18 protein-coding genes and 1 pseudogene are annotated in these 20,845 nt (G+C 61.3%); 2 read left to right on the top strand and 17 right to left on the bottom strand.

Going from position 1 to position 20,845, the window contains the following annotated elements; all coding sequences use genetic code 11:
* Positions 1 to 39 precede the first annotated feature (39 nt).
* On the top strand, positions 40 to 2,118 hold the full coding sequence (locus PAN31117_RS13545) for a M3 family metallopeptidase (RefSeq protein ID WP_150738628.1): 2,079 nt from the start codon (positions 40 to 42) through the stop codon (positions 2,116 to 2,118).
* Between the two features lie 51 nt (positions 2,119 to 2,169).
* Here PAN31117_RS13545 and PAN31117_RS13540 read toward each other — a convergent pair whose 3' ends face one another.
* The 17 genes and pseudogenes from PAN31117_RS13540 to ndk all read right to left on the bottom strand — a co-directional run bounded on the left by PAN31117_RS13540 (position 2,170) and on the right by ndk (position 19,729).
* Positions 2,170 to 2,763, bottom strand: a complete 594-nt coding sequence (locus PAN31117_RS13540; protein ID WP_174990949.1) for a DUF4189 domain-containing protein — start codon at positions 2,761 to 2,763, stop codon at positions 2,170 to 2,172.
* A 323-nt stretch (positions 2,764 to 3,086) separates the two neighbouring features.
* Complete coding sequence (locus tag PAN31117_RS13535) at positions 3,087 to 3,623, bottom strand: phosphoribosyltransferase (RefSeq protein ID WP_046291611.1); 537 nt, start codon at positions 3,621 to 3,623, stop codon at positions 3,087 to 3,089.
* Positions 3,624 to 3,649: 26 nt separating this feature from the next.
* Positions 3,650 to 4,990 carry an adenylosuccinate synthase gene (locus PAN31117_RS13530; protein ID WP_150738626.1) on the bottom strand — a complete coding sequence of 447 codons (1,341 nt, stop codon included), beginning with the start codon at positions 4,988 to 4,990 and terminating at the stop codon, positions 3,650 to 3,652.
* 73 nt (positions 4,991 to 5,063) lie between these two features.
* The gene (locus PAN31117_RS13525) at positions 5,064 to 6,224 is read right to left on the bottom strand and encodes an ATP phosphoribosyltransferase regulatory subunit (protein WP_150738625.1); all 1,161 of its coding nucleotides are present in this window, start codon (positions 6,222 to 6,224) and stop codon (positions 5,064 to 5,066) included.
* A 38-nt stretch (positions 6,225 to 6,262) separates the two neighbouring features.
* A complete protein-coding gene (locus tag PAN31117_RS13520) occupies positions 6,263 to 6,454 on the bottom strand; it encodes a DUF2065 domain-containing protein (RefSeq protein WP_052252941.1) in 192 nt (63 codons plus the stop codon).
* A 71-nt stretch (positions 6,455 to 6,525) separates the two neighbouring features.
* A complete protein-coding gene (gene hflC / locus PAN31117_RS13515) occupies positions 6,526 to 7,425 on the bottom strand; it encodes a protease modulator HflC (RefSeq protein WP_039399063.1) in 900 nt (299 codons plus the stop codon).
* Positions 7,426 to 7,437: 12 nt separating this feature from the next.
* Positions 7,438 to 8,760: an FtsH protease activity modulator HflK gene (gene hflK, locus PAN31117_RS13510; RefSeq protein WP_084009692.1), complete on the bottom strand. Its 1,323-nt coding sequence runs from the start codon at positions 8,758 to 8,760 to the stop codon at positions 7,438 to 7,440.
* Between the two features lie 343 nt (positions 8,761 to 9,103).
* Positions 9,104 to 10,183: pseudogene (gene hflX / locus PAN31117_RS13505) on the bottom strand (GTPase HflX); the annotation flags it as partial.
* A 97-nt stretch (positions 10,184 to 10,280) separates the two neighbouring features.
* Positions 10,281 to 10,517 (bottom strand): RNA chaperone Hfq, encoded by a 237-nt coding sequence (gene hfq, locus PAN31117_RS13500; RefSeq protein WP_010807283.1) that lies wholly within the window; start codon positions 10,515 to 10,517, stop codon positions 10,281 to 10,283.
* Between the two features lie 126 nt (positions 10,518 to 10,643).
* Positions 10,644 to 11,981, bottom strand: a complete 1,338-nt coding sequence (gene der, locus PAN31117_RS13495) for a ribosome biogenesis GTPase Der (RefSeq protein ID WP_150576863.1) — start codon at positions 11,979 to 11,981, stop codon at positions 10,644 to 10,646.
* A gap of 79 nt (positions 11,982 to 12,060) precedes the next feature.
* Positions 12,061 to 13,248: an outer membrane protein assembly factor BamB gene (gene bamB / locus PAN31117_RS13490; protein WP_174990953.1), complete on the bottom strand. Its 1,188-nt coding sequence runs from the start codon at positions 13,246 to 13,248 to the stop codon at positions 12,061 to 12,063.
* Positions 13,249 to 13,352: 104 nt separating this feature from the next.
* Positions 13,353 to 13,982, bottom strand: coding sequence for a tetratricopeptide repeat protein (locus PAN31117_RS13485; RefSeq protein WP_150738622.1), 630 nt, complete (start codon positions 13,980 to 13,982; stop codon positions 13,353 to 13,355).
* Positions 13,983 to 14,014: 32 nt separating this feature from the next.
* Entirely contained in the window at positions 14,015 to 15,391 is a 1,377-nt protein-coding gene (gene hisS / locus PAN31117_RS13480) for a histidine--tRNA ligase (RefSeq protein ID WP_046291602.1), read from the bottom strand.
* 82 nt (positions 15,392 to 15,473) lie between these two features.
* On the bottom strand, positions 15,474 to 16,754 hold the full coding sequence (ispG, locus tag PAN31117_RS13475; RefSeq protein WP_039399076.1) for a flavodoxin-dependent (E)-4-hydroxy-3-methylbut-2-enyl-diphosphate synthase: 1,281 nt from the start codon (positions 16,752 to 16,754) through the stop codon (positions 15,474 to 15,476).
* An 18-nt stretch (positions 16,755 to 16,772) separates the two neighbouring features.
* A complete protein-coding gene (locus tag PAN31117_RS13470) occupies positions 16,773 to 17,861 on the bottom strand; it encodes a helix-turn-helix domain-containing protein (protein WP_174990948.1) in 1,089 nt (362 codons plus the stop codon).
* Between the two features lie 261 nt (positions 17,862 to 18,122).
* Complete coding sequence (gene rlmN, locus PAN31117_RS13465; RefSeq protein ID WP_039399078.1) at positions 18,123 to 19,244, bottom strand: dual-specificity RNA methyltransferase RlmN; 1,122 nt, start codon at positions 19,242 to 19,244, stop codon at positions 18,123 to 18,125.
* A 59-nt stretch (positions 19,245 to 19,303) separates the two neighbouring features.
* Positions 19,304 to 19,729: a nucleoside-diphosphate kinase gene (gene ndk, locus PAN31117_RS13460; RefSeq protein WP_039399079.1), complete on the bottom strand. Its 426-nt coding sequence runs from the start codon at positions 19,727 to 19,729 to the stop codon at positions 19,304 to 19,306.
* 408 nt (positions 19,730 to 20,137) lie between these two features.
* Here ndk and PAN31117_RS13455 point away from each other — a divergent pair, with 408 nt between their 5' ends.
* Positions 20,138 to 20,839, top strand: coding sequence for a Bax inhibitor-1/YccA family protein (locus PAN31117_RS13455; RefSeq protein ID WP_150664926.1), 702 nt, complete (start codon positions 20,138 to 20,140; stop codon positions 20,837 to 20,839).
* Positions 20,840 to 20,845 lie beyond the last annotated feature (6 nt).

Genomic DNA, 20,845 nt, shown 5'->3' with positions numbered 1-20,845 from the left:
CACACTCTTCGTAAGCCCCTTCAAGTGGATAACGAACGCATGAATACGCCGAAAAGCAATCCTCTTCTCGACATCGAGGGACTCCCCCGTTTTTCCGAAATTCGCCCCGAGCATGTGACGCCGGCCGTCGACGTGCTACTGGAGCAGGCGCGTGCGGCCGTCGATCGCGCAGCCGACCCCGCAACACCGGCGACATGGGCCAATATCCTCGACGCTGTCGAAGACGGCACGGAAGGCCTTGGACGCGCCTGGGAAATCATCGGACACCTGAACGCAGTCGCCGACACCCCGGAATTGCGCGCCGCCTATAGCGAAAACCTGCCCCGTGTCACCGAGTTTTCAGCCAGTGTCGGCCAGAATCTCGCGCTGTTCGACAAGTACAAGGCCATTGCCGCTGGACCGGAGTTTGCCGGACTATCGACCGCTCGCAAGAAGATCCTCGACAACGAAATGCGCGGCTTCCGCCTGGGCGGCGCAGAACTCCCCGAAGATCAGAAGCCGCGATTTGCCGAGATTCAGGAAGAACAGGCCAGTCTCGCGAAGAGCTTCTCCGATCACGTCCTTGATGCGACCAACAAGTTCTCCCTCGTCGTGACCGATGAAACGGAGATCGCGGGTCTGCCTGACGACGACAAGGCGGCCGCACGCGCCGCTGCCGATCGCGATGGCGTGGAAGGCTGGAAGTTCACGCTGCACTTCCCGTCGTATTTCCCCGTGCTCCAGTACGCCGACAATCGCGCACTACGCGAAAAACTATATCGGGCGAACGTGACACGCGCATCCGAACTCGGACCGAAGTTCGGCGATGGCGACGCGGCTTGGGACAATACCGGTATCGTCGTGGAGCAACTCGCGCTGCGCCGAGAAGAAGCGCAAATGCTGGGCTTCAAGAACTACGCAGAAGTCTCACTCGAGCCGAAGATGGCCGAATCGCCCGCGCAAGTGCTCGAATTCCTCGAAGACCTTGCGCGCCGTGCCCGTCCGTATGCTGAGAATGACTGGGAAGAGCTTCAAGCGTTTGCGGCCGAGTCGCTCGGCATCGACAAGTTGCAGCCCTGGGATACAGCATACGCATCTGAAAAGCTGCGCCAGCAACGGTACGCTTTTTCCGAAACGGAAGTGCGTCAGTATTTCCCGCTCCCGAAGGTACTCGACGGCTTGTTCCGTGTTGCAGGCACATTATTTGATGTGACGATTCGTCCGCAAGAGGCTGAGACGTGGCATCCCGACGTGCGCTTCTTCCGCATCGAACGCAATGGCGAACTGGTCGCGCAGTTCTACATGGATCTGTTTGCCCGCGAAGGCAAACGCGGCGGTGCATGGATGGATAGCGCGCGCACGCGCAAGCGTCTGCACGACGGCGGACTGCAAACCCCGGTCGCCTACCTCGTCTGCAACTTCCCCGCCCCAGTCGGAGAAAAGCCCGCCCTGCTGCCGCACGACGATGTCATCACATTGTTCCACGAGTTCGGTCACGGCCTGCATCACATGCTGACGCAAGTCGAAGATGCCGGTGTTGCTGGCATCAATGGCGTCGAATGGGACGCTGTGGAATTGCCGTCGCAGTTCATGGAGAACTTCTGCTGGGAGTGGGACGTCCTTGAGCACATGACAGCGCATGTCGATACGGGAGCCGCCCTGCCGCGCTCGCTGTTCGACAAGATGATCGCCGCACGCAATTTCCAGAGCGGCCTGATGATGCTGCGCCAACTGGTGTTCTCGGACTTTGACATGCATCTGCACTACGACTTCGATCCGCGTGGCCCGGAGTCGGTGCTTGAAGTGTCGCGACGCATCAACGATCGTCTGCACGTCACCCCGCAAGTGGATTTCTCGCGCTGGCCGAACACATTCAGCCATATCTTCGCGGGCGGATATGCGGCAGGCTATTACAGCTACAAGTGGGCTGAAGTGCTCTCGGCCGACGCCTATGCCGCTTTCGAGGAAGCGGCCAAGGTGAGTGGCACGGTGCTGGATACTGCGACCGGGGCACGCTATCGCGACGAGATTCTCGCCGTAGGCGGTAGTCGCGAGGCGATGGAGTCGTTCATCGCATTCCGAGGGCGCGCACCGCAAGTCGATGCATTGCTGCGCCACAGCGGAATGTCGGCGAGCTGACGCCTTACATCACATGAGGGCTGAGGGCTGACGGGCGTCGGCCCTCAGCCCTCAGCTATCGTCGTCGCAACCGTTCGGCCGCCACGTATAGCTGTGCGTCTCCTTATCGAGGCAGCGCGCGGCCTGAAAGCGAATGGTGCAGCCGTTCTCATACGTTCGCGTGCACTCACCATTGACACATTGGGTGCGCATGCGGACCACCTGCCCAGTGGGTATCCGACACTGAGCCGGGACGGCCTGAAGAGCCTGCGGTGGCGGCAAGCGCTTCCCAGGACGCTGACCGCTGTCGAACCACACTTGCGCGCCGTCCGTCGAGCATTGTCCACCTCGCTGGCAAACGACAAAGGCATCCTGCAACGCAGAATCCTGCGCGTCGCCCAGCGCCACCCCAATTTCCCCATTGCTGGCATGCACCACGGCCCAGTATGCCGGTCCATTGCCCGCCATCAGGACTTCGCATCGCCCTCCTCGACTTCCCGATGCGAGTTGGGTTCTGCATCGGTTCAACGCGGCCAGCTTGGCCTTCGCCATCGACGTCTGATTGGTGACGTAGACATATCGAAGCCCGCTTGCCGTGTGGACGCCCGCCACAGCAGACGCCGCGAGACTCGACGGGCTCACCGAGGCCAGTAGGCCTGCAAGCACTATCGCGCACGTTGCGGGAAAGAGGCAAAACAACCTGATCATGGCAAGACGGCGAGAAAAACCCTGCAAGGGATGGTGAGAGCCCCATCAGAACACAGGGCGAAACGGACACAAGCGGCAATCAAAGGGGGAATTGCCCGCTAATTGCGCCTGAGGTGGGGGGGGTGGAGCTGAGGATCAAGACGGAACAAAGGTGGACCAACTGCGAATACAGCGATCCAAACAAAACAGGCGGTGCATCTTTCGATGTCACCGCCTGTGTCGCCCGAAGTCTCCCTCGGGCGGGGCGTCACCTCAGGGTGCGCCAGATGCGTCGGAACGACTTAGGTGCCGCGCTTGATCCAAGCCGCCAGATTGTGCGGACGCAGCGTGTCGTACTCTTCAAACGGCTGGTGAATCCACGGATTCGTCGGCAGGAAATCGACCGCGTAATCCGGCGCCACCTTCGAACAGGCCTTATGCCACAGCACAGCCGAGCGCACGTCCGTCACCTTCGTGAAACGCTCCTTCAGGTGCTTGCCGACGCGCTCCAGCGTCACACCCGAATCGACCAGATCGTCGACCAGCAGCACACGGCCTTCCAGCTCGCCGCGCGTGATGGTGATGTACTGAGCGATATCGAGGTCGCCGCGAATGGTGCCTTCGGCTTCGCGATACGAACTCGTCGCCAGGATCGCAAGCGGCACGTCGTAAATGCGTGCGAGCTGGTCGCCCACACGCAAGCCGCCACGGGCCAGACACAGGATCTTGTCGAACTTCCAGTTGGACTCATGGACTTTGAGTGCCAGGCGCTCGATCAGTCGATGATATTCGTCCCACGAGACCCAGAGGTTCTTATCGTCGTTTTGGGGCAGATTCATGGTGTGTCTTGCTTGTCGCGCTGTTTTCAGTTCTTGAAGGGGTGGCGCAGCAGGATCGTTTCGTCACGATCCGGGCCGGTCGACACCATATCGATCGGAATACCGCTCACTTCTTCGATACGCTTCAGATAGTTCTGCGCCTGAACCGGCAGTTGATCCCACGACGTCACGCCAACGGTACTCTGCGTCCAACCCGGGAAATCTTCGTAGACCGGCTCGCAGCGGGCCACGTCCACTGCGCCGCGCGGCAGAATGTCGATCGCCTTGCCGTCGATCTTGTAACCGACGCACAGACGCACCGTTTCGAGACCGTCGAGCACGTCGAGCTTCGTCATGCACAAACCGGTCACACCGTTGATCTGAATCGAACGCTTTAGCGCCGCAGCATCCATCCAGCCCGTGCGGCGCGGACGGCCCGTGACCGAACCGAATTCCTTACCCACCGTCGCAAGTTGCAGACCAATGGCTTCCTGACGGGCGGGGTTATCCGCGTCGTACAGTTCGCTCGGGAACGGACCGGCGCCAACACGCGTGCAATACGCCTTGGTGATGCCGAGCACATAGTGGAGTTGTTGCGGACCGACACCCGCGCCAGCCGAAGCAGCACCTGCCACGCAGTTGCTGCTGGTGACGAACGGATACGTGCCGTGATCGATATCGAGCAGCGTGCCTTGCGCACCTTCGAACAGCAGCTTCTTGCCTTCGCGATTGACGGCGTAAAGCTCTTGCGACACGTCGGCGATCATCGGGCGCAGGCGTTCAGCGTAGCTGAGCATCTTGTCCAGCGTTTCCTGGAAGTCGACAGCCGACGCGCCCAAGTACTGCGTCAGAACGAAGTTGTGATAGTCGAGGTTTTCGCGCAGACGTTCGGCGAACGCCTTCGGATCGAACAGATCCTGCACGCGCAGTGCACGGCGGCCGACCTTGTCTTCGTAGGCCGGGCCAATGCCACGACCGGTCGTACCGATCTTGCCCGCGCCGCGACGTGCTTCGCGCGCCTGGTCGATGGCAACGTGGTACGGGAGAATCAAGGTACAGGCTTCGGAAATGCGCAGACGGCCGCAAACGTTCAGGCCAGCGCTTTCAAGCTCTTCGATTTCCTTGAACAGGGCTTCGGGCGAGAGCACCACACCGTTACCGATGTAGCACGTGACTTCCTTGTGCATGATGCCCGACGGGATCAGGCGCAGGATCGTCTTCTTGCCACCGATGATGAGCGTATGTCCGGCATTGTGGCCGCCCTGGAAACGCACCACGCCTTGCGCGTGATCGGTCAGCCAGTCGACGACCTTACCCTTACCTTCGTCGCCCCATTGGGTTCCGATAACGACGACGTTGCGTCCCTGATTCAAAGCATTGCCGGACATAACAATAGTTGGTTTGGTTAAAAACGTATTCTACCCGTGTTGGCGCAGGGGGGTGCCGCTTTTTTCAGCGAATTCACCGGGGCGTCACAACCCACTGGCCATTTTTCTCGACAAGTACGCGGTCTCCCGTGAACTCCTCGAAATCCTGATCGTGCCCCGGCAGCATGCGGATCACGACCTCGCCCGCGTCGCGCAGGCTGTCGATCTTGACGCGCAGGCCCGGCACATCGTCGGCCGGGGCCAAAATCGCGTTACTGCGCGCTTCCACCGGCGAAATTGCCGCCAACTCACGCAAATCGAGCGAAAAACCGGTCGCAGGACGGTCGCGCCCGAACGCCTGCCCCACCTTGTCGTAGCGCCCGCCGCGCGCAATCGCGTTGGGAATGCCGTCGACGTACGCCGCGAACATCACGCCGCTGTGGTACTGATAGCCACGCAAGTCCGCCAGATCGATCGACAGCACGGCCGGACCGTCCTTACTTTGCGACGCTGCCAGATAAGCCAGATCGTCCAGCGCGGCCTTCACGCCCGGAAGATCCGGCAGGACCTTGCGGGCACGCTCCAGCGTATCCGCCGGGTCGCCGTACAACGTGGTCAGACTCAGCAAAGCATCGCGCACGTGCGTCGGCAGTTCGCGCGTCAATTCCTGCAACTGAGGCACGTCCTTCGTCGCCAGTGCACCGAACAACTGACTTTCGATGGCTTCGGCAGCCGGCACGCCTTCCAGCAGCGCCTCAAGCACGCCGGCGTGGCAAAGATCGATACGAATCTGCTTCAGGCCGGCGAGTTGCAGGCAGAACAGCAGCAATTCCTGGATTTCGAGATCCGCTTCGAGACCGCTATGACCGAAGATTTCGGCGCCGATCTGGAACGGCTCACGGGTCGCCAGCAAATTACGCGGACGGGTGAACAGCACGCTGCCGGCATAGCACAGACGCGTCACGCCCTTGCGGTTGAGCAAGTGGGCGTCGATACGGGCGATCTGCGGGGTGATGTCGGCGCGCAAGCCCATCGTGCGCCCCGAGAGCTGATCGACGAGCTTGAACGTGCGCAGGTCGAGGTCGTGGCCGGTGCCGGTCAGCAGCGACTCGACATACTCGAGCATCGGCGGCATGACGAGCTCATAGCCGTACGTACGGAAACGATCGAGCATCAGTCGGCGCAGATCTTCGATCTTGCGCGCCTCGGACGGCAGCACGTCGGCGATATTTTCGGGAAGTAGCCAGTTCGGCATGGGTATTTCGGAATTCAGACGGCGCGTGAAAGCGCCATTTAGTAATCGGCCAGCAGCATCAGAATCAGCCCCAGCAGGACGGCGGCCAGGCCGAAGAAGCGAATCTGGCCGGACGGCATTTCCGTTATTTTACGAAAACTTTGCCGCCACCGTTCCGGCGCGGCAAACGGAAACAATCCCTCCACGATCAGCATGAGGGCGAAAGCGAGAATTATCGTGCTGCTGGTCACAGGAGGGCTCGGCCAAAACGCCACCGCCCGCGTTGACGCGGGCGGTGGCAGCTACTCGGATGTCAGAGGGGCTATTTTCCCGCTTTTCCGGCTGACGCGCCAGCACCACCGGAACCACGCATAAATCGGAAGAAGTCGCTGTTCGGGTCGGCGATGATGACGTCTTTCTTGTCGCGGAAGGTCGCCTTGTACGCTTCGAGGCTCTGATAGAACTGGGCAAACTGCGGATCGCGGCCAAACGCCTGAGCGTAGATACCCGCGGCAACGGCGTCGCCCTCACCCTTGACCTGCTGTGCCTTGGCATATGCCTCGGCGACCACCACATCACGTTGACGATCGGCGTCGGCACGAATCTGCTCGGCTTCGGCCGCGCCCGTCGAACGCAGTTCGTTCGCCACGCGCTTACGCTCAGCAGCCATCCGGCTATACACCGAATCGCTGATACCGGCTGCCAGGTCCACTCGGCGCATGCGCACGTCGACAATCTCGATACCGACTTGCGCGGCTTCGTCGCCCACCTTCTGCTTCACCCATTGCATGACCTGATCACGCTGCGTCGAGACCACTTCGGTCACGGTGCGCTTAGTGAACGCTTCCTGCAACGCCGAGCGAATCTGCTGCGTCAGACGGTCCTGTGCGAGGCGGTTGTCGCCCTTGAAGCTCACATAGAACTTGCGCGGGTCGATGATGCGCCACTTCACATACGAGTCGACGATCAGGTTTTTCTTCTCGGCCGTGATGAAGCGCTCAGGCTCCGGGTTGTCAATGGTCATGATGCGCTTGTCCAGATACAGCACAGTCTGGAGCGGTGGCGGCAACTTGAATTTCAGTCCGGGCTGGTTGTAGACATCCTTGATCTCGCCAAGCGAGAACACCACGGCATAACGGCGCTGGTCCACCACGAACATGGTCGAGGCGAGCACGATCAGCAAAACGATCAGCGCGACGATAACGGTTCCAATACGGTTCATGCGCTTATCCCCTTAGCGTGAATCGCGGTCGCGGTTGCGCAGTGCCGCACGCGATCGATCATGGTCGACATCACTGCTGTCGCTCGCGGCAGGCGCACCTGCCGCAGCCCCCGTGCCTGCACCAGACGCCGGTGCCGGGGTCGATGCGTCGCTACGCGAACGCTCCATGATCTTGTCCAACGGCAGATACAACAGGCTGTTGTTCTTCGAATCCACCATGATCTTCGTGGTGCGCGAGTAGATCTGCTGCATCGTATCGAGATACATACGTTCGCGGATCACACCCGGCGCCTTGGCGTAGGCCTCCTGCACCGACTTGAAGCGATCGGCATCGCCTTGCGCCTGTGACACGACGCGCGCCTTGTAACCCGCCGCCTCTTCCGTCAGACGCGATGCCGTACCCTTGGCACGCGGAATCACGTCGTTGGCATAGGCTTGCGCTTCGTTCTTCGCGCGTTCGAGATCCTGCCCGGCCTTCACGGCGTCGTCGAACGCTGCCTGCACCTGCTCGGGCGGCTGAACGCTTTGCATGGTCACGCTCGTGACGAGAATGCCCGTTTTGTAGCTATCCAGAATGCGCTGGATCGACGTGACGAGCTCGTTCGCGATTTCTTCGCGACCGGCGTAGAGCACGAAGTCCATCTTGCTCTTGCCGACGATCTCGCGCACGGCCGTCTGCGCCGCCAGATTCACCGACGATTCGGCGTCCACGTTATTGAACAGGAATTCGGTCGCGTCCTTGATGCGGTACTGCACGGCGAAGCGAACATCGATGATGTTCTCGTCGCCCGTGAGCATCGACGAATCCTTCAGATCCGTATCGCGAATCGTGTTCGAGCGGCCAATTTCCACCGATCGGATCTGCGACATGTTGACGATCTCGACCGACTGGAACGGGTAAGGCAAACGCCATTGAATACCCGAGGTGGTCGTGTACTTGTACTTGCCGAACTGGGTGACGACACCGACCTGACCTTCCTGGACGATGAAAACACCCGTGGCCAGCCAGATCAGGAATGCCAGCGCGACGACAACGCCCACGCCGATACCCGAGCCACGCGAGCCACCGGAGAAATTGTTCGAGCCGCCATTGTTACCGCCTCCACCGTTCTTACGGCCGAAGATACGGTTCAGACGGCGATTGAAATCGCGCCACAGTTCGTCGAGATCGGGAGGGCCATCCTGCTGCGGTCCTTGCGGTCCGCGCTGCGGCTCCTTCTGATCCTGCGAATTCGGATTGTTCGCACGATCGGGGCGGTTCGGCTCCTGATTGCCGGACGGCGAATCGCCACCGCCGTCCCGGCCCCAGCGCGGGTCGTTCAGGGAGAAAATCAAGCCAACTCGTCGCATCAAAGCTCTTGGAAGCATAGGTAGAAGCGTGGTGACTGAAGCGGGTTGGGCGTTGCGACCGGCGCGCCTCATATCGGAGCGCGCATGCTGCCGGTTCGCGCGTGTTTCCCGAATCTGGTTTGCCGATCGGCGGCCTTACCCGGCCTCCGTCTAGTCTCTTGCCAGTTCGTCACCCGAGTCGGGACGTGCTGCCGGTGTTCCCCGTGGCAACGCGCCCATCACGGTGCGACGTCTCGTGTTATCTGTCTTCTGCGCGCGGCACATCGTCCCAACGGTCGATGAGCCGGACATCGGGCGCTTCGTGCTGCGATTGTAACCCACCAGTGCCAGCCACAACCGCCTCGCTGATGGCCTCGCGCAGCAGGTCCAGGCCCTGACCGGTACGCGCGCTCAAAAAGACTCGCGTAATGCGCCCGGCCTCGTCCCGTTCGATTCTCGGCCCTTGTGCGGCCAGTTCCGGCACCGCGTCGATCTTGTTCCAGACGAGAATCTGCGGGATATCGGCCGCGTCGATCTCCGCCAGCACGGCATTGACCTCCGCCATCTGCTCCTTGCGCACCTGACTCGACGCGTCCACCACATGCAGCAGCATGTCGGCGTGCACCGTCTCCTCAAGCGTCGCCCGGAATGCCGCCACCAACTGGTGAGGCAACTCGCGGATGAATCCGACAGTATCAGACAGCACGATGTTCCCGACATCGCCAAGATAAACACGCCGCGAGGTCGTATCGAGCGTGGCAAACAGCTGATCAGCGGCGTAGGCATTGGCCTTCGTCATCGAATTGAACAGCGTGGATTTGCCCGCGTTGGTATAGCCGACGAGCGAAATCGACATCGTGCCGCTACGCTGACGCGCACGACGCTGCGTATCGTGCTGACGCTGCAGCTTCTCGAGCCGCACTTTGAGCGACTTCACACGTTCACCCAGCAAACGACGGTCGGTTTCCAACTGCGTTTCACCCGGCCCACGCAGACCGATACCCCCCTTCTGACGTTCAAGGTGAGTCCAGGCGCGCACGAGGCGCGTGGACAGGTACTGCAACTGCGCCAGCTCGACCTGCAGCTTGCCTTCGTGACTCTTCGCACGTTGGGCGAAGATGTCGAGGATCAGGCTGGTGCGGTCCACCACGCGGCGTTGGAGCAGGTGTTCGAGGTTACGCTGCTGACCCGGCGTCAGTGCGTGATTGAAAATCACTAGTTCGACGTCGTACTCGGCGATAGCGTCGCGCAATTCTTCTGCCTTGCCGCTGCCGATAAACAGCTTTGCGTCCGGGCTGTGGCGACGGCCAGTAATAGTCACGACAGGCTTGGCGCCTGCGGATTGCGTCAGAAGGTCGAGTTCTTGGAGACTGGCTTCGAAATCGAGTTTGCCGAAATCGATGCCGACGAGCGCGGCGTTGATGGTCAAGCTACGCTGGGATTGGGAATTGGGACTGTTGGACAAGAGCGGGCGGTGGGGAAGAGAAATTCGCCCGGCCGGAGACTCCCGGTCGGGCGAGCCTGAATCAGGACTGCTCGGCTTCCGGATGGAAATTCACCGGACGCGCAGGTACGACCGTCGAAATGGCATGCTTGTAAACCATTTGGGTGACCGTGTTGCGCAGCAGGACGACATACTGGTCGAACGACTCGATGTTTCCCTGCAGCTTGATACCGTTGACCAGATAGATCGAGACGGGAACATGCTCCTTACGCAAGGCGTTCAGAAACGGGTCTTGTAGAAGTTGCCCTTTGTTGCTCATAAGTTACTCCATTGTATTTTTAGCAAATGACCGTAAGCCAGGGCGTGTGCGCGCTTCCCACCCTGACTTCCACACTATAGCCGATTTTGCTAGCGTCGCCAGCAAAACCCCGCCCCAGGCGGGCTTTCACTCGCCCTTGGCGTAAGGGTTCGCGCTGTTGCGGAACTCTATGCGTAATGGAGTGCCCTTCAACTTAAAAGTTTCGCGGAAACGGTTCTCAAGGTAACGGCGATAGCTATCGGTCACGCCATCCAGACTGTTCCCGTGAATGACGATGATCGGCGGATTCGAGCCCCCCTGGTGGGCATAGCGCAACTTAGGACGCGAGAAGCCCGCACGCCGCGGCTGCTGGTGCTCCACGGCCTCGATCAGCGCCTTCGTGAGCTTCGGCGTCGGCAACTTCGTCATCGCTGCGGCGAACGCTTCGTCCACCGAACGCATCAACGGACCAATGCCCGTCGCCTTTGCGGCGGAAATGAAGTGGAAGTTCGCAAAACCGAGGAATTTGAGTTTTCTCTCCAATTCCTGTTTCGCCTGGTCGCGGGTGTATTCGTCCAGCCCGTCCCACTTGTTCACGCCCACGACCACCGCACGGCCCGACTCCAGAATAAAGCCAGCAATATGCGCGTCCTGATCGGAAATATCCTGGCGGGCGTCGAGCATAAGGATCACGACGTTCGCATCGGCAATCGATTGCAGCGTTTTCACCACCGAGAACTTCTCGATCGCTTCGAACACTTTGCCGCGACGGCGCAGACCCGCCGTATCGATCAGCGTGTAGTTCTTGCCCTGACGCTCGAAGTCGATGTGAATCGAATCGCGCGTGGTGCCCGGCATGTCGAACGCGATCACGCGCTCCTCACCCAGCAGCGTGTTGACCAGCGTCGATTTCCCGACGTTCGGACGGCCGACGATGGCGATCTTCACACGGCCATCGTGCTTGTCATCGTCCTCATTCTCGTCCGGATTCGCATAGAACGGCGCGATGGCCTCGTCGATGACTTCCTTCACGCCGTCGCCGTGCGCGGCCGAAATCGCCAGCGGATCACCCAGACCGAGTTCGTAGAAGTCGTTCGCGACCGCGGAATACTTCATGCCCTCGGCCTTGTTGACCACGAGCATGATCTTGCGCCCCGTCTTGCGCAGATAGTCGGCGATGATCTGGTCTTGCGGAGTCAGGCCCTGGCGGCCGTCCACGATGTAGATCACCACATCGGCTTCGACCACGGCCTGACGTGTTTGCTTGGCCATCTCGTGGAAGATGCCTTCCTTGGCCACGGGTTCGAAGCCGCCGGTATCGATCACCAGATACGGATGCTCGCCAACACGCCCCTCGCCATAGTGACGGTCGCGCGTGAGCCCGGGCATGTCGGCGACGAGTGCATCGCGCGAGCGGGTCAAACGGTTGAATAGCGTCGATTTGCCGACGTTGGGGCGCCCTACGAGCGCGATCACGGGTTTCATGAATAAGCCCTAAAAACGAAGACGGCCGGCGCGCTGCCGGCCGTTCCCGGAAAATGCCCGGGTGCTTGCCGGTTACCGGTTATTCCGGACGGAAGCCATAAATGTTGCCGTCGCGGGTTTGCACAACCAGCGTCTGACCGGCGATGACCGGCTGCGCGCTGATGGCTCCGCTCAGCTTGACGCGGGCGAGGAGTTCGCCGTTGTCGCGAGACAGGAAATGCAGATAGCCCTGCTTGTCGCCCACGACCACCACACGGCCGAGCGCCAGGGGCGCCGACAGGTCGCGGTACTTGAGCTTGTCGTTCTGCCACAGTGTACTGCCATCGGCAGCGTTGAACGCGTACACGGCACCATCGGTATTCACCGCAGCCACCACGCGCTCGTCTTGCGAAACACCATTCGGCGACGAGAAATCGCGCGCCCACAGACCGTTGCCGGTCTGCACGTCGGCGCAGCCCACGCGGCCCTGGAACGTCGCGCCACACACCTGACGACCGAACACGACTGGCGAGCCCGTGACGTCATTCACACGCTCGACTTCCGTCACACCCTTCGGGTACGACAGCGGCGTGATCCACTGCGGATTGCCGGTATTGGCGTCGAGCGCCACCAGCTTGCCGCCCGGGAATCCTGTGATGACCGAACGGTCACCCACGAACGCCATGCCGGTGCCGGTACGCAGCGTAAGCGACGTTGCCGGTTGCGAGTACGACCAGCGCACCGAACCCGTGCCCGAATCGAACGCGGTCACACGGTTGTTGATGGCACGCACCACCACCAGACCACGTCCCACCAGCGGCGCCGTCAGCACTTCGCTGCCCGCATTCGCCTTCCACGACTGCTTGCCGTCGTGATCGAAGGCAATTACATCGCCCTTGTGAGTGGCGACGACCGTCGTCTCGCCGTCGCTGCCCGGACCTGCGGTGATGTTCGTATCCGCCTTGGCCGACCAGGTCGACGCTCCCGTTTCCGCATCCACGCGCACGATGCTGCCGTTCGCGCCAGCCGCGAACACGGCATTGCCCACGGCAACCGGCGCAAAGCTGTAGGCGCCTGCCTTACCGACGCTCGCCGTCCACATCTGCTTGACGGTCAGCGCCTGCTTGATCTCCGTGAGCGGCGTAGGCTCATGCGCCGGCTTGCTGCCGAACAGCCCGCAACCACCCAGCGTGCCCAACACTGCCAGCGTCAGCACAGCGGTGCTCGCGCGCTTGAAAATGCCACGGCGCGGCGAAACCGTCTGGGCGACCTGCACGGACTGTGACATGGCCACCGTTTGCGGCATCGATCGACGGAAGTCGTTAAGGATCATCATGTACCCGGTTATGCGTTATGGGAGGGTAATACTTGCCAACGGAATGCCGACGCGCGTCAGGCCCCCAGCGCGTCGAGCTTGAATTGCACGAACTGGCGCATGCCCGAATCCTGCTTATCGAGCTTGTCGAGCGCCAGCTTGTAAGCGGTCCGCGCGTCGGCCACCTTGCTCTGGGCGACAAGTACATCGCCCCGGCGATCGGCAAACAGCGCAGCGTAAGGCGCCGGCGGGTTGTCGAGCATCTTGAGCGCTTCGTCGTAGGCCTTCTCGTCGAGCAGCACACCCGCCAGACGCAGCTTGGCCAGTTGCTTGTACTCGTCGTCCTTGGCGTTCGACGCGGCCCATTGCAGTTGTGCCTTTGCACCTGCCGTGTCACCGGCATCGGCCAGCGTCTTGGCGGCGAGCAGCGCGGTCATCTGCGCATACGGCGTGCCACTGAACTTGCTTTCCATATCAGATGCGATACGGGCAACCTTCGCCTTGTCCTTCGCGTCGACAGCCGTTTCCAGCTCGCCATACAGCACACCGGCCTCCACCGCCTGCTTGCGCTCGTAATAGCGCCACAGGTTCCAGCCGCCATAGGCCAGCATGATGACGACGAGTGTCCAGATAACGTAATTGCCGTACTGCTTCCACCAGGCCTTTACGTTCTCGATCTGTTCCTGTTCCTCGTGATAGCTGCTCATTCGCCGGGGTTCTCCGTGTCTGGCGTCATGGATTAATGAAGCGTTTCGTTGCCTGCGCCGCCATCGGCCAGGCTTTCGTTCACGCTTTCGTCGGCACTGGCGACGATTGCGTCGATCAGATACTCGGCGAGGCCGTCGAACGGCACGCTTGTCTGGTTATTCGTCTGCTCAGCGGCACGCAGATGCTTGACTTCGGCAGTGCCCGACGCAACTTCGTTCTCACCGATGATGACGGCGAAGTTGGCACCGCTGGCGTTCGCGCGCTTCATTTGCGACTTGAAGCTGCTGCCGTTGCCGTCCGGGCTGCAATGGAACACCACGTTCAGACCCGCATCGCGCATGCGCTCCGCTGCGATCAGCGCCGGCGCCACGGCCGATTCGCCCTGATGCACGACATAGACGTCAGCCCCTTCGGCCTGCGGCACGAGATCGTCTTCACGCAGCAGTTCGAGAATACGTTCGACGCCCATCGCCCAACCGCACGCCGGCGTAGCATCGCCACCCAGTTGCTCGATCAGCGGATCGTAACGACCGCCACCGGCAACCGTACCCTGCGCACCCAGCTTGTCCGTCACCCACTCGAACACGGTCAGATTGTAATAATCCAGACCGCGCACGAGACGCGGATTGATCGTGAACGGGATGTTGTTCGCCTTAAGCAGCGACTGCACGCCCTCGAAGTGCTTGATCGATGCTTCGCCGAGATAGTCGATGAGCTTCGGCGCACCTTCGACCATTTCCTGCATCGCCGGGTTCTTCGTATCGAGCACGCGCAGCGGGTTGGTGTAGAGGCGACGCTTGCCGTCTTCGTCCAGCAGATCAACGTGCTTTTCGAGATACGCGATCAGATCGGCACGGTGACGCGCACGCTCTTCGCCCTGCCCCAGCGAGTTCAGTTGGAGATGGATACCGGTCAGACCGAGATCGTCCCACAGACGCTGGCACATCAGAATGATTTCGACGTCGGCATCCGGGCCCGCCAGGCCGAGGGCTTCCACGCCGACCTGATGGAACTGACGATAGCGGCCGCGCTGCGGCTTTTCGTGACGGAACATCGGGCCGAAGTACCACAGACGCTTCGGGCCACCGTACAGCAGATTGTGTTCGAGCGTTGCGCGAACCGCTGCCGCCGTGCCTTCCGGACGCATCGTGAGTTGTTCGCCGTTGAGCGAATCGGTGAAGCTGTACATCTCTTTCTCGACGATGTCCGTCACTTCACCGATACCGCGCGTGAACAGTTGGGTCTGTTCGAGGATCGGCGTACGGATCTGCTGATAGCCGTAGGCGCGCAACATGGCGCGCACCGATTCCTCGAAAAACTCCCACAGGGCTTCGTCCTGCGGAAGGATGTCGTTCATGCCTTTGACCCCGGCCAGTTTGGCGAGGCGATTCTTCTTTGCGTCAGTCATATTCTCTTGTGTTCTGCCTGCGTCCCTGCGACGTGCTGCTCCGGTGTGTTGGCGCGCTTTGTGCAAGCTCGTGCATACCGACTTAAGCGGCCACTGCACCTTCCGCCTGACCGTAATGCGTCTTCACGTAATCGTCGACGATCTGCTGGAATTCCTCGGCGATGTGATCGCCACGCAGCGTGCGCACCTTTTCGCCGTCGACGAAAACCGGCGCAGCCGGCGATTCGCCCGAACCCGGCAAGCTGATGCCGATGTTCGCGTGCTTCGATTCGCCCGGACCGTTCACGATGCAGCCCATGACCGCGACGTTCATGTTCTCGACGCCCGGATATTGAGCCTTCCACACCGGCATTTGTTCACGCAGGTATGTCTGAATATTCGATGCCAGCTCCTGGAACACCGTGCTCGTGGTACGGCCACAACCCGGGCAGGCAATCACCATCGGCGCGAACGCACGCAGGCCCATCGTCTGCAGGATTTCCTGCGCCACGACGACTTCGCCCGTACGCGCGCCGCCGGGTTCCGGCGTCAGCGAAATACGGATCGTGTCGCCGATGCCTTCTTGCAGCAGCACCGACAGCGCGGCCGTCGAGGCGACGATACCCTTCGAGCCCATGCCTGCCTCGGTCAAACCGAGGTGCAACGCATAGTCGCAACGCTTGGCCAGTTCGCGGTACACCGCGATCAGGTCCTGCACCGCGCTGACCTTGCACGACAGCAGAATCTTGTCGGCCGCGAGACCCACGCGCTGCGCCAGTTCGGCCGATTCGAGCGCCGACGTGATCAGCGCTTCGTACATCACGCTCTGCGCGTCCCACGGCGTGGCACGCGCGGCGTTTTCGTCCATGATGCGAGCGAGCAACGACTGATCCAGGCTGCCCCAGTTCACACCGATACGCACCGGCTTGTCGTACTTGATCGCCATCTCGATCATTTGCGCGAACTGCGTGTCGCGCTTGGCGCCCTGCCCGACGTTGCCCGGGTTGATGCGGTACTTCGACAGCGTCTCAGCGCATTCCGGATAGTCGGCGAGCAGCTTATGGCCGTTGTAATGGAAGTCGCCCACCAGCGGCACCATCACGCCCATGCGATCGAGCTGCTCACGGATATGCGGCACGGCAGCGGCAGCTTCCGGCGTATTCACCGTGATCCGCACGAGTTCGGAGCCGGCCTGCGCCAGCTCCTTGACCTGAATGGCCGTACCGATCACGTCCGCCGTGTCGGTGTTGGTCATCGATTGCACGCGAATCGGCGAATCGCCGCCAACCGTCACCAATTGACCGCCCCAGCGAATCCCGACCTTGCGGGACTGACGGCGGGGGGCCGGACCACCGATGATCGGCATGCATTCTACAGAAGCCATGATTACCCTCTTTCGGTCTTACTGGAGCGTCAGACGCGCCACATTGCCCGCATTGCGGGACTTGATCTCGACCGGTTGACCGTTGAATTCCAGCGATTCGACGCCCGCGACGTTACCCACAACGATCTTGAGCGGCGCATCGCCCGTAATTTCCTGTTCGGCACCTGCACGCATCAGTTGGGAGAACAGCACCTTGCCGTCCTTCGAACGCACTTCCACCCAACTGTCTGCCTTCAGATGCAACGCAATCTTGCCATTACCCGGCGTAGCGGCGCTCGACGCCTTCGTCTCGGCCGGCGCCGCAGGTGCGGCCACGCTCGTCGCGGCCGCAGCACTCGCGATCCCGGCGACCACGTGTGTCGGATCGACAGCAGCGATCAGGCCCGGGCCTGCAGCCGCCGCACTGGCCGATGCGTTATTGACCGTGCTTTCCGTATTACCGTTGTTCGTCGCATTGGCGACGTTCGTGGCCGCACCGCCTTCTGCCCCCGGCGGCGTGCCGTTGGCGTCGGCGACCACCGGCTGGCTCGCCGGCTCAGCGGCATCTGCCGCACCTTGTGCCGACGCACCACTTGCCAGGTCAGCCGCCTCGATGCTGCCGCGCCCGGCCTTGTGGGCATTGCCGAAGTACCATGCTGCCCCCGCGATCACGACCAGCGCAGCCAGTGCCCAGGGCCACTTGGCCTGAGACGCTGCAACCGGCGAGCGGAAGCGCACCGGGCTCTTCGGAATGCTCGGCTGCCCCGACTGCGGTTGCGGGATATCGATGGGGACCGGCGCCGCGCCGCTCACGCGACGCAGCGATTCGATCATCGGTTCGGGATCACCCCCAACCATTCGCGCGTAGCTACGCACCACCCCCTGAATAAACGGCATTTCCGGCAAGGCATCCCACTCGCCGGCTTCGAGACGCTTGAGCTTCTGCACCGAGACCTTCAAACGCGCCGACACGTCCTCGATGGACATGCCACGCTTCTCGCGCAAAGCGGCCAGTTGCGCACCCACTTGCGCGCCCAGCTCAGCCCATCCGGCAGGTGCTCCCTGCGGCAAGTCCTGGCCTTGAGCCCCGGTTTGCCCGCCTGCATCCGCCTGATTCTGGTTATCCATCGATACGCCCCCGTTCGTAAGCAGCCGCCCGCAGCGGCTGAGGATATGCTCGCGACAGTTTCGCTGCATCGTCCCCCGTGCGCGCGGCGTGAAGATCTGCGCGGCGCATCGGGCGATTTTGCACGTCACTGACGAAATTGCGCGGAACGCGAAACGCGCCCCGCGCAAGGAATGCTTTAGTGCACGACTGATCCGACGCAAGGCATGGCACGTGCGGGGCCGACGGCCCTCGCCACGGTCCACGCCCGCCCATGCGCAGCCTCATACGCTACGCACCTCGACCGCGATTTTCCCGAATTTGCCGCGCTGTGCAAGCCGCGTGCGATCCTGCACTTCGCCAGCCAGCTGACCACAGGCGGCGTCGATGTCGTCACCGCGCGTCTTGCGCACCGTCGTGACGAGGCCTGCGTCGAGCAAAATCTGCGCAAATCGCTTGATTTGCGGATCCTTCGAGCGCAGCAGACCGGATTCGGGGAACGGATTGAATGGGATCAGATTGAATTTGCACGGCACGTCGCGTGTGAGTGCGACAAGCTCGCGCGCATGCGCTTCGGTGTCGTTCACACCGTCGAGCATGCAGTACTCGAACGTGATGAAATCGCGCGGCGCCACTTCCAGGTAACGCTCGCACGCGCCCATCAGTTCGCGTAACGGATATTTCTTGTTGAGCGGCACGAGCACATCGCGCAGCGCGTCGTTCGGCGCGTGCAGCGAGACGGCAAGCGCCACGGGCAGCTCCTGACCGAGGCGATCCATCATCGGCACCACACCGGACGTCGACAAGGTCACGCGACGACGCGACAACCCATAGGCGTTGTCGTCGAGCATCAAGCGCATGGCGCCGACCACATTGTCGAAATTGAGCAGCGGCTCGCCCATGCCCATCATCACCACGTTGGTGATAACGCGCTCGTTCTTACCTTCGCGCCCCAGATCGCGGCGCAATGCGAACTCAGCCATCCACAACTGACCGATGATTTCGCCAAGCGACAGATTGCGCGAGAAACCCTGCTTGCCGGTCGAACAGAACCGGCAATTGACAGCGCAGCCCGCTTGCGACGAAACGCAAAGCGTGCCACGCGTCTCCTCAGGGATGTAGACAGTCTCGACGGCATTGCCGTTGCCCACGTCCAGCAGCCATTTGCGCGTACCGTCCGCCGACAGATGGTCGGTGATAGCGGCAGGCGCGGCGATGTGCGCGCGCGTTTTCAACTTCTCGCGCAGCGACTTGGCCAGATCGGTCATGCCGTCGAAATCGGCGGCCCCCATCTGGTGGATCCAACGCTGGAGCTGGCGAGCACGGAACGGCTTTTCGCCGAGCGTGCCGCAATAGGCGGCCAGACCGTCCGGATCGTAATCAAGCAGATTCGTAAGGTTGGTCATGGCCCTGGTCCGTCAACATCCCTTCGGTAACTTCCTGCGATTGAGCGACTATACGCGGCTTAGCGCGAGTAGACGTTCATGCCCGGGAAGAAGAAAGCCACTTCCACAGCGGCCGTTTCAGCAGCGTCCGAACCGTGCACGGCGTTGGCGTCGATGCTGTCGGCGAAGTCGGCCCGGATCGTGCCCTTCTCTGCCTTCTTCGGGTCGGTGGCGCCCATCAGTTCGCGGTTCTTCGCGATGGCGTTTTCACCTTCCAGGGCCTGAATCATCACCGGGCCCGAGATCATGAAGTCGACCAGATCCTTGAAGAACGGGCGCTCCTTGTGCACGGCATAGAACTGCTCGGCTTCGGCGCGCGACAGGTGCACCAGCTTGGCAGCGGCGATCTTCAGGCCGGCGGCTTCGAAGCGGCTGTAAATCTGGCCGATCACGTTCTTAGCAACGGCATCGGGCTTGATAATCGACAAAGTGCGTTCGACTGCCATGAAAAACTCCAAAAAATTAAGCAGTTATGTAACCAACATGAACCCGTAATTGTAGCACGAAGGCTGTTATGATGGGGATGGAACCTACGGTGCGCGTACCGCTCAAACGCAGGACGGCCGGGACGATCCGGCTTTTCGCGAAGTTGACACAAGGGTGTGATTCCAGCACCTTCCCTCGATGGGAGGGTTGAAGGGCGCAACGATCGATTGAAATTGGGACTTTTGCCCCGAGATTTCACGAATCGTCCGAGCGCTTTCCGCGGGAGATTTCGGTATCCTTGCACTTCGACGACAAGCCAGACCAACGGCTGCGGGGGATTTGCCGGCAAGGGTTGCCGGTCATCGTATGCGTCATCAGGCGCCTGCCGGCCCCGCCAACAGGCACAACGACCACGGAGAACACAATATATGAACCAGGATTTCCAACGCTTCGGCTACGGCGGAACGGGGGGCGTCGCGACCGCACAGGTGCGCAACAAGGTGCTGCGTAATACGTATTGGCTGCTCGCACTGTCGATGCTGCCGACGATTGCGGGCGCCTGGCTGGGTGTGACTTATGGCTTCGCGCTGTTTGCGGGCAGCCCGATGGTCAGCGTGATCCTGTTCCTCGCGATTGCTTTCGGCTTCATGTTCGCGATAGAGCGCTTCAAGAATAGCGGCGTCGGCGTGGCACTGTTGCTCGGCTTCACGTTCTTCATGGGCCTGATGCTCACGCGTTTGCTGAGCTTCGTGCTGGGCTTTTCGAACGGCGCATCGCTTATCATGCTGGCGTTCGGCGGCACGGCCGTGATCTTCACCGTGATGGCAACGGTGGCCACGGTCAGCAAGCGCGACTTCAGCGGCCTGGGCAAGTGGTTGTTCATGGGCGTGATCGTGATCCTGCTCGCCTCGATCGCCAACATCTGGCTGCATCTGCCGGCGCTGATGCTGACGGTCTCGGTCCTCGCCATCGCGATCTTCTCGGCGTACATCCTGTTCGACGTGCAGCGCGTGGTGAACGGCGGCGAAACGAATTACGTCACCGCGACGCTCGCGATCTATCTTGACCTGTACAACATCTTCACCAACCTGCTCGCCATCCTCGGCGTGCTGGGCGGCAACCGCAACTAAGCGGAG

Origin of the sequence: Pandoraea anapnoica (assembly GCF_902459765.1) — a bacterium.
GTDB lineage: Bacteria > Pseudomonadota > Gammaproteobacteria > Burkholderiales > Burkholderiaceae > Pandoraea > Pandoraea anapnoica.
Note: the sequence above shows the minus strand (reverse complement) of the source record. Positions and strands in the feature narration are given on the sequence as shown.

Excerpts from the sequence above, each read along its gene's own strand:
- PAN31117_RS13545 (WP_150738628.1), top strand. The coding sequence starts at position 40 with ATGAATACGCCGAAAAGCAATCCTCTTCTCGACATCGAGGGACTCCCC.
- PAN31117_RS13535 (WP_046291611.1), bottom strand. The coding sequence starts at position 3,623 with ATGAATCTGCCCCAAAACGACGATAAGAACCTCTGGGTCTCGTGGGAC.
- PAN31117_RS13530 (WP_150738626.1), bottom strand. The coding sequence starts at position 4,990 with ATGTCCGGCAATGCTTTGAATCAGGGACGCAACGTCGTCGTTATCGGA.
- PAN31117_RS13525 (WP_150738625.1), bottom strand. The coding sequence starts at position 6,224 with ATGCCGAACTGGCTACTTCCCGAAAATATCGCCGACGTGCTGCCGTCC.
- hflC (WP_039399063.1), bottom strand. The coding sequence starts at position 7,425 with ATGAACCGTATTGGAACCGTTATCGTCGCGCTGATCGTTTTGCTGATC.
- hfq (WP_010807283.1), bottom strand. The coding sequence starts at position 10,517 with ATGAGCAACAAAGGGCAACTTCTACAAGACCCGTTTCTGAACGCCTTG.
- der (WP_150576863.1), bottom strand. The coding sequence starts at position 11,981 with ATGAAACCCGTGATCGCGCTCGTAGGGCGCCCCAACGTCGGCAAATCG.
- bamB (WP_174990953.1), bottom strand. The coding sequence starts at position 13,248 with ATGTCACAGTCCGTGCAGGTCGCCCAGACGGTTTCGCCGCGCCGTGGC.
- PAN31117_RS13485 (WP_150738622.1), bottom strand. The coding sequence starts at position 13,982 with ATGAGCAGCTATCACGAGGAACAGGAACAGATCGAGAACGTAAAGGCC.
- hisS (WP_046291602.1), bottom strand. The coding sequence starts at position 15,391 with ATGACTGACGCAAAGAAGAATCGCCTCGCCAAACTGGCCGGGGTCAAA.
- ispG (WP_039399076.1), bottom strand. The coding sequence starts at position 16,754 with ATGGCTTCTGTAGAATGCATGCCGATCATCGGTGGTCCGGCCCCCCGC.
- PAN31117_RS13470 (WP_174990948.1), bottom strand. The coding sequence starts at position 17,861 with ATGGATAACCAGAATCAGGCGGATGCAGGCGGGCAAACCGGGGCTCAA.
- rlmN (WP_039399078.1), bottom strand. The coding sequence starts at position 19,244 with ATGACCAACCTTACGAATCTGCTTGATTACGATCCGGACGGTCTGGCC.
- ndk (WP_039399079.1), bottom strand. The coding sequence starts at position 19,729 with ATGGCAGTCGAACGCACTTTGTCGATTATCAAGCCCGATGCCGTTGCT.
- PAN31117_RS13455 (WP_150664926.1), top strand. The coding sequence starts at position 20,138 with ATGAACCAGGATTTCCAACGCTTCGGCTACGGCGGAACGGGGGGCGTC.